Genomic DNA, 6355 nt, shown 5'->3' on the forward strand with positions numbered 1-6355 from the left:
CCTATCCTAAATGATTAACTTTAGCAAAATGACGATAAATTTCATCAAATACCTTAATAAATTTATCTGCTTCTTGCAAGGTATTACTTGCGTCAAAACTCAATCTAATTGAACTAGTTGCAACTTTTTCATCAACTTTCATACTTGCCAAAGTACTTGCTTCATCGCTAACTTTCGAAGCACAAGCACTTGTAGTAGATACATAAATTCCTTTTTGCTCTAAAGTGTGAACTAAAGTTTCTCCTCGAATTCCTAGCAATGAAAAAGTTAAAACATGGGGTGCAAAATTAGATTTTAAAGGTGAAAAAATTGTAATTCCTGGCTTATCAGCAAGATAATTATAAATTTTTTCTTTAACAGCATACTCACGTTCATAATTTTCTGCCTCTTTTTCACTAACCAAGCGCATTGCCTTGGCAGTAGCTGCAATTGCAGGAAGATTTTCAGTGCCAGACCGCAATCCCTTTTCCTGGCCTCCACCATCAATTAATGGAAGTAGCATTTTACCAGCTTTTTTATAAAGGATACCAACTCCTCTTGGAGCATGATATTTATGAGCTGACAAACTCATTAAATCAACTCTTGGACAAAATACCTGCTTCCAAATATTTTTTCCAAAAGCTTGAACATTGTCGACGTGAAAATGAATATTAGGGTAATTTTCTAACAACTCACCTGCTTCAATTATAGGCTGAATAGTACCTATTTCATTATTTACACCCATAATTGATACCAAGGTTGTATCGCTATCAAGACTATTCCTCAAATCATTGATATTAATTCGCCCTTCACTATCAACAGGAAGTCGTGTTACCCTATACCCCATATTTTCAAGGGCAGTAAAAGTATTGGCAACAGAAGCATGTTCAACACTGGTAGTTATAATATGTTTACCGAATTCTTTCTTAGTAAAAGCTGATTCTTTAATAGCTAAATTATTAGATTCTGAGCCACAACTAGTAAAAAAGATTTCATTAGGCTTTACATCTAACAAGCCTGCAATCTGCTTACGTGATGCTTCTAAAAGTTGATGAGCCCGATCTCCTAATTTATGTAAGCTTGAAGGATTCCCCCAGATATCTTCACTTACCTTATTGTAAGTTTCCAAAGCAGCAGGGAAAATTCTTGTAGTTGCACTATTATCAAAATAAATCACAATAATAATCTCCTCGAAAAAACGACCAAAATTTTGGTCGTTTGTCTAACTATTTGATTTTAGCTTAAAATTGCTAAATGAGCAATTTAATCGTCTTGCTCATCATCAGATGCACTCAGTTGTGAATAATATGCACTTTCAATTCTTTGATAACTTCCAGGTTCAACTTGTTCCATAGCAGTTGCAATGGTGTCCAAAGCATCTTTATAATTGTAAGCTCTACTATATAAATCCATCGTAGTTCTTCTTGCCTTAGCTACTTTTGGATTAGTTCGATATTTATTAGAATATTGAACTGTCAATTCAACCAAAGCTGCATAATTGATAATTTGATCGGCCTCTTTTTTTAAGCGATCAACATCATCTGATATCTGAATCATTTCTTCAGAAATCTTTTCCATATTAATTCTAACCTGGTTCAATTCTTGACTAGTATGAGAAATTTCATTAACAACCAAAGTGTACATCTGAATAAAACTATCTGGTTTTCCAGGTAAGTTTCTTCTTTGCAGGCGTCGATAGATTAATGCAACATCTTGCTTAAAGCCGGCAATAGATTCATTAGCCATCTTTTCAGCTTCGTAAAGTCCATCTACTTCATCTACTAGCTCTTTTTCACGCTTTTCAATCTTACTAATTCGTTCAAGTTGTTTTAACCAGCGCTCTTTAATTTCTGAATATACACCTTTTCCATCTGCCAAAGCTTGTACATCGTGATTATATTTTTCTTCCATTTGAGAGACTTCTTTTGATAAGTCCTTAGCTTCTTGAAGTTCACCATGTGTTAATTCATAACTTTGATCAATGTGCTCAAGTTTATCAATTAATTGATTCGAGCCGTTTTCTAAATGTGATAATAATCGTAATATCTTATCTTGATTTTGCTCGACAAATGGCCGAGCTGAATATTCTTTCGTAATAACGTCATATAAGCCATCTATCTTTTTAGCTAATTGAGCATTATTAGATTCTAATTCATTAATCTCTAACCGTGCTTCCAAATCCCGTGATTTTTCTAATAGTGTTTGTAATTTTTTGACTTCTTCTAAGAAATCAATTTCAGAAACTGCTAACTTATCAACTCTCATTTTCCGATAAGCACTGGTAAGTTCATCTAGTTGTTCAGGATAGACATCTTGAATAGCATTCTGGGCTTTCTTAATTCGCGGTAATAAGTCTTTTAAATGAGCTAAACGTTTGTCGATTTTTTCAAGAACACGCTTGCCTTCAACATAATCACCTTGAGCAGACAAGTTCTTAGCATTATTGAAATGTCTTTCTAATTCACTAAGTTCATCTTCAATTTTTTCCAAAGCAGGACCATAATAAAATGAAGCTGCAAGTACTTCTTTTCTAATATCCCGATAAATCTTAATTAAAGAATCATATTGCAACTTATTAGCCCGATTAGACTCTAACAATTGTCGAAAAACTTCTTTAGTTTTGTTTAAATCTTCCGATACTGAATCAATTGCAGAATCAATTGCCTTAATCTCTTTTCTTGCTCTTAATAAGTTATAGTGAGTATTTATTTCTTGGCACTGTTCGATTCTTTCATGTAAATCTGGAATTATCTTATCATTAGCCTTTTCATAAACTTTTTTCCAACTATTAAACGTTTTTAGGCTTTCACCAGCTAATTCCATTTGAGCAAGATTTTTAATATCAGCAGAAATGCCAAGATCTTCTAAATCGTTCAAATCTTGTTCAAAAAAAGATAAAATTTTACTTTGTCGGCGATTGAGCATCAACATACTTCCAGTTGTGGCAATCAACAAAACGACAATACTAATTATAATGAGTGATTGTATTGACGACATAATTTTCCTCCAAAACTACCATTAATTATAACAGACAACTTGATTTTTTCATTCATAAAAGATAGTTTTTAATGCTATTCCTTGCAAAAAAGTTTAAAAATCTCTATAATGGTCTTCGTGTAAAATATTTGCAGCGATAAGTTGGCAAGCTCGTCAACATCTGTGGACGTTTTAGTGAATTAGTAACTCGTGCTGCAATGAGCGAAAATTCAACTGCAGATGAACGAATGCAGAGCTTATTTCAGATATTTTACTCCATCAATATTTTTTATTTATTTAATGGAGGATTTTTTATGTCAAGATACACTGGCCCAAGTTGGAAACGTTCAAGACGTTTAGGTATTTCACTTTCAGGTACTGGTAAGGAATTAGCTCGTCGTAATTACGCACCAGGTGAACATGGTCCTAACAACCGTGGTCGTCTTTCAGAATATGGTATGCAATTACACGAAAAGCAAAAGCTTCGTTGGATGTTCGGTTTAAACGAACGTCAATTTAGAAACTTGTTCAACCGTGCTGGTAAGATTCGTCAAGGTGAACACGGTACTAACTTTATGGTATTGCTTGAACGTCGTTTGGACAACATCGTTTACCGTTTAGGTCTTGCAACTACTAGAGAACAAGCTCGTCAATTGGTAAACCACGGTCACATTTTAGTTGATGGCAAGCGTGTTGACATTCCTTCATACGAAGTAAAAGTTGGTCAAGAAATCAGCTTGAAGGAAAAGTCAAAGAACTTACAACAAGTTAAAGATGCTTTAGAAGCAGTTGTAAGTCGTCCATCATTTGTTTCATTTGATGAAAACAAATTAACTGGTAGCTTAGTTCGCTTACCAGAACGTGATGAAATGGAACCAGAAATCAACGAAGCCCTCGTTGTTGAATACTACAACAAACTTCTTTAATTTTTGGTTGCTTTTGGAAAAAGTCTTTCCTACTATTGTGTGGAAAGGCTTTTTCTTTTTCTCTAACAGGAGGTTGGTTATATGTCAGAAAATTTGAATGAACGCCTAGAGCAATCATCTCACGGTCCATTACAGACTAAACCAGATGAACGCCGACGGTATTTAGGAAGTTTGCGTGAACGTGTTTATTTAAAAATGACAATCACCGATTTAGAAAATCCAACAAGTCGTCAGATTTTCTTAAACCATATTAATGAATATAAAGATTATCAAATTTTAATAAATGGGAAAATGGATCAAAATGAAGCAATTGATCAAATAGAAGCTTCATGCGCAAAAGAAAATATTCCGTTTACCCTTATTTCAGATGAAAACGCACAAACCAATCCAGATTCAGCTGCGATTTTAGTTGTGGCTAAATCAGCAATAAACAAAGATAGGATTGCAATTAAACAAGTATATCCACCTGAATTTCCTAAAGAGCAATTAAACCAGCCGAAAAAAGAAAGTTTTTGGCATAAGCTATTTCATAGAGGTGATACTGAATGAAGCCACTTGCCTATCGAATGAGACCCCAAGACTTAACTGAGGTTGTTGGTCAAAGTCACCTTGTAGGTCCAGGGAAAATTATTCGCCGTATGGTTGAAGCCAAATTATTATCCTCAATGATTCTTTATGGACCACCGGGTATTGGAAAAACAAGTATCGCTTCAGCTATTGCAGGTTCAACTAAATATGCCTTTAGAATGTTAAATGCTGCTACTGATACCAAAAAAGATTTGCAACAAGTTGCTCTAGAGGCAAAAATGAGTGGAACTGTGATTTTGCTATTGGACGAAATTCATCGTCTGGATAAAACAAAGCAAGATTTTCTTCTTCCACTTTTAGAATCTGGTCAAATCGTATTAATAGGTGCTACAACTGAAAATCCCTATATTTCAATTTCACCGGCTATTCGCTCAAGGTGCCAAATTTTTGAACTACATCCTCTTTCTGCCACAGATGCCCAAAAAGCGATTCACCGCGCTTTAAACGATGAAGAACGAGGATTAGGGAAATACCATGTTCAATTACAAAAGGATGCTGAACAGCTATTAATTGAAAAAGGTAATGGTGATTTACGCGCTACACTAAATGCCCTAGAATTGGCAGTCTTATCAACATATGCTGAAAAAGGCAGAAATAAGGATCAACAGCTAATAATTACCCAGGAAATCATGGCTGATTCTATCCAAGTTAAAAGTCAAAATTTTGATGCAAATGGAGATGGCCATTACGATTTAGTATCTGCCTTTCAAAAATCAATCCGTGGTTCTGATACCGATGCTGCTTTACATTACTTAGCTAGGTTGATAGAGAGTGGCGATTTAATCTCAATTTGCAGACGTTTATTAGTCATTGCCTATGAAGATATTGGTTTAGCAAATCCTGCTGCTTGTCAACACGCAGCACTTGCTGTATGGACTGCTCAACAAATTGGCCTACCTGAAGCTAGAATTCCTTTGAGTAACGCTGTAATTGAATTATCACTCTCTCCAAAAAGTAACAGCGGAATTAGCGCAATTGATTCAGCATTAGATGTCATTCGCACCCAGAAAGTGTCCTCTATTCCTAATCATTTGAAAGATAGTCATTATTCAGGTGCTAAAAAGTTAGGACATGGAAATAACTACCTCTATCCTCATGACTATGCAAATGATTGGGTTGCTCAGCAATACTTACCCAGCTCATTAATTCATGATAGTTATTTTAGACCAAAGGGTAACTCAAAAATTGAATTAGCACTCAAAAATCAATATCAACGTCTAAAACAAATGCAAGAAAATGGATTGGATAATCACTGATATATCAAGTGTTGAAAGCGAGTACATTACTTGACTTTATTATAAATTCTGCTATTATAATAAGTGATTCGAGTTGATAGAATTAAAGTACAAAGTTGACCGATCAAACCTACGACGTGGAGGTCTGTAAATAACTACTGAATCGGAAAACTGCCATTGAGCAGGATCCATATTCACTGCGATACAGACCATATATACTTGCTATTAGCGGGATCAACAAGCGTCTTTACAGTTCGACAGTCAACTCGGATTTTTTTAGATTTTAACGGCGGTTCCTTTGGAGCCGCTTTTTTGATAGGATGATAGTTTATGATTATTAAAATAGCTGTTCTAATCTTTTTACTAATAGTTTTCTTTCTTGCATATTCTTTTATGGTCTAAAAGAAACACTAATTTTTTGATATTTGATAGCTCACAAAAAAATTATTCTTTCTGCATGACAGTTACTAGCCTCAGTTTAGGATTAATTACCCTGTTTGGAATATTTTTTCTCTTTCTAAACAATGTTTTATTAAATTTACTTACTATCTCATTGACTTGCTTAGTAATTTTAGAGACTGTAAAATAGTTTGTGTAAGGATGAATAATTCCTTAAATTTATTTCTTAAAACATTAGAAAAAGGAGTTCCT

5 protein-coding genes are annotated in these 6355 nt (G+C 34.4%); 3 read left to right on the forward strand and 2 right to left on the reverse strand.

Annotated elements, in window-relative coordinates:
- Window position 1: 1 nt before the first annotated feature.
- Together ETI37_RS02135 and ezrA are read right to left on the reverse strand one after the other, a co-directional pair.
- Entirely contained in the window at window positions 2-1156 is a 1155-nt protein-coding gene (locus ETI37_RS02135; RefSeq protein WP_006586537.1) for a cysteine desulfurase family protein, read from the reverse strand.
- 86 nt (window positions 1157-1242) lie between these two features.
- Window positions 1243-2976: a septation ring formation regulator EzrA gene (gene ezrA, locus ETI37_RS02140; protein WP_006586536.1), complete on the reverse strand. Its 1734-nt coding sequence runs from the start codon at window positions 2974-2976 to the stop codon at window positions 1243-1245.
- A 293-nt stretch (window positions 2977-3269) separates the two neighbouring features.
- Between ezrA and rpsD the strand changes: the two genes are divergently transcribed.
- The 3 genes from rpsD (at window position 3270) to ETI37_RS02155 (ending at window position 5725) form a co-directional block, all read left to right on the forward strand.
- Window positions 3270-3881: a 30S ribosomal protein S4 gene (rpsD, locus tag ETI37_RS02145; RefSeq protein WP_006584510.1), complete on the forward strand. Its 612-nt coding sequence runs from the start codon at window positions 3270-3272 to the stop codon at window positions 3879-3881.
- A gap of 81 nt (window positions 3882-3962) precedes the next feature.
- Window positions 3963-4430 (forward strand): YueI family protein, encoded by a 468-nt coding sequence (locus ETI37_RS02150; RefSeq protein WP_006586534.1) that lies wholly within the window; start codon window positions 3963-3965, stop codon window positions 4428-4430.
- Window positions 4427-5725: a replication-associated recombination protein A gene (locus ETI37_RS02155; protein ID WP_006586533.1), complete on the forward strand. Its 1299-nt coding sequence runs from the start codon at window positions 4427-4429 to the stop codon at window positions 5723-5725. Before ETI37_RS02150 ends, ETI37_RS02155 begins: the two co-directional genes overlap by 4 nt.
- Window positions 5726-6355: the final 630 nt, after the last annotated feature.

Origin of the sequence: Lactobacillus mulieris (assembly GCF_007095465.1) — a bacterium.
Lineage (GTDB): Bacteria > Bacillota > Bacilli > Lactobacillales > Lactobacillaceae > Lactobacillus > Lactobacillus mulieris.

What these genes read in the sequence shown, in the direction of transcription:
- ezrA (WP_006586536.1), bottom strand. Translation starts at nt 2,976, where the DNA reads ATGTCGTCAATACAATCACTCATTATAATTAGTATTGTCGTTTTGTTG.
- rpsD (WP_006584510.1), top strand. Translation starts at nt 3,270, where the DNA reads ATGTCAAGATACACTGGCCCAAGTTGGAAACGTTCAAGACGTTTAGGT.
- ETI37_RS02150 (WP_006586534.1), top strand. Translation starts at nt 3,963, where the DNA reads ATGTCAGAAAATTTGAATGAACGCCTAGAGCAATCATCTCACGGTCCA.
- ETI37_RS02155 (WP_006586533.1), top strand. Translation starts at nt 4,427, where the DNA reads ATGAAGCCACTTGCCTATCGAATGAGACCCCAAGACTTAACTGAGGTT.